We start from the raw sequence: 1,952 nt of genomic DNA, 5'->3' as shown, positions 1-1,952 counted from the left end.
GGTAATAAAAACCACGACTGCTATCAGCCCTTGTCGCGTGGTAGGGCGCTCAAGGGGATCCCTGGCCAAGACCGGCGGCTGATACAATAGCTGCCCAGGGATCCAAACCAAAGATCTCTAGATCTCTGCTTTTCCAACAGGATTTCCCCACAAGCCCGATGGCAGGCCCGATCCGAGTGGTGGGTAGCTTGAACATGGATTTGGTGGTGCAGGTGCCCCATCATCCCGGCCCTGGGGAAACGGTGCTGGGATCCGACTACGCCACCTACCCTGGCGGTAAGGGAGCCAATCAAGCGGTGGCAGCGGCGCGGGCGGGAGCCCAGGTGGAAATGTGGGGAGCGGTGGGATCCGATGAGTTTGGGCGTCTGCTCCAAGAGAACCTGGAGCACAACGGCGTGGATACCCGCCACCTGAGGCAGTTGGAGGGGCCCAGCGGCCTAGCTTTGATCACAGTGGATCCCGGCGGGCAAAACAGAATCGTGGTCAGCCCCGGCGCTAACGGTCGCTACACCCCCGCCCAGCTGCCTCCTTGGACGCCGGCAGCGATGGTTCTGCTGCAACTGGAAATCCCCCTGGCCACGGTGCAGGCGGTGGCAGAGCAAGCCTTTGCCCAAGGGATCCCCGTCCTGCTCAATCCAGCCCCTGTGGTGCCCCTGCCGGGATCCCTGTTGCGCCAGGTTCGCTACTTGGTGCTCAACGAAACCGAAGCGGCTGCCCTTGCCCAATCCCCTGTGGAGACGCCGGAACAAGCCCAAAAGGTGGCTCAAGAACTGCAGAAACACGGGATCCCAGCCGTTATCCTTACCTTGGGAGGGGCAGGGCTGGTCTGGGCAGATGGGGAAGAAAGTGGCCATTGGCCCGCCCATCCTGTGGAAGTGGTGGATACCACCGCTGCCGGAGATGGGTTTTGTGGGGCCTTAGCTGCCTGTTTGGCTGCCGGGGGATCCCTGAGGGAAGCCCTGCGTTTTGCCAATGCCGCCGCTGCTTTGGCCGTAACCCGTGCGGGAGCCCAACCCAGCTTGCCCCAGCGCTCTGAGATTGAGGCATTTTTGGCCTCTGCCGTAGAAACAGCATAGACTGCTGCTTATCAAAAGTTTTCGACGTCTGCGGTGGAGAAGTTCATTGGCCGTTTGCGTGAGCGCTGTGGGGAAACCGCACCGTCCACAGGACGAGAGCGGGACGAACTCCTTTTCCTGAGCCGCTACTCATCGCCGGTGGAGGGGATCCCTTGCTCCATTGAGTACTGCTCAATAGTGCCTTGTCTTCCCTTGTGGGTGTCTTTAGAGTTAGGTAGTGAAAAGAAAGTATTCGGTAATTCTGATAAAGGCCCGTGAGTACCCTCCTTGCTGAAGATGACGCTCTCTACCGTCAGCATGTTCATAGCCTGCTAACACAACATTTGCCTGAGTTCGGCCCGGTGTATATAGCCTCGAATGGTAGAGAGGCGTTGGAACTCTACCGCCAGCACCACCCCAGCTTCGTGTTGATGGATATCCGCATGCCCGAGATGACCGGGATCGAGGTAGCGCGGCAGGTTTGGTCAGAGTGCCCCAGCACGCGCATCATTTTTTGGTCGCATTTTGCCGATGAAGTCTATGTGCGGGAACTGCACAAGATCGTGCCTCCGCAAACCGTCTATGGCTACCTTTTGAAAAATTGCACCGATGAAAAATTGGTCAGCGCTATCCAAGCAGTGGTGCAGGATGAGCAATGTGTGATCGACCGAGAGGTGCGCGGGGTCGATTCCCGTTCACGAAACAAAATCACCGGTCTCAGCGACGCCGAGTACGAAGTGCTGATCGACATTGCCCTTGGCCTCACCGACCAGGCCATTGCTGCACGGCGCTTTTTGTCCCGCCGAGGGGTAACCAACCGTCTGCGCAACCTCTACGACAAAGTTAGAAGTCAGCAACGACCAAATTGAGAGCATGCCTCTAACCCCCAAAACCCTG

The 1,952-nt window shown here is 58.3% G+C and carries 2 protein-coding genes; both read left to right on the top strand.

The window, feature by feature from the left end; all coding sequences use genetic code 11:
• Positions 1-158 precede the first annotated feature (158 nt).
• Positions 159-1,076: a ribokinase gene (gene rbsK / locus NW815_RS10895; RefSeq protein ID WP_414389604.1), complete on the top strand. Its 918-nt coding sequence runs from the start codon at positions 159-161 to the stop codon at positions 1,074-1,076.
• A gap of 254 nt (positions 1,077-1,330) precedes the next feature.
• A complete protein-coding gene (locus NW815_RS10890; RefSeq protein WP_414389601.1) occupies positions 1,331-1,924 on the top strand; it encodes a response regulator in 594 nt (197 codons plus the stop codon).
• Positions 1,925-1,952 lie beyond the last annotated feature (28 nt).

The sequence above is a fragment of the Synechococcus sp. R6-7 genome, from assembly GCF_047461695.1.
Classification (GTDB): Bacteria; Cyanobacteriota; Cyanobacteriia; order Thermostichales; family Thermostichaceae; genus Thermostichus.
This window is presented reverse-complemented; position numbering and strand designations above follow the sequence as displayed.

Bases quoted from the DNA above. Each gene is read 5' to 3' on its own strand.
- rbsK (WP_414389604.1), top strand. From the start codon at position 159: ATGGCAGGCCCGATCCGAGTGGTGGGTAGCTTGAACATGGATTTGGTG.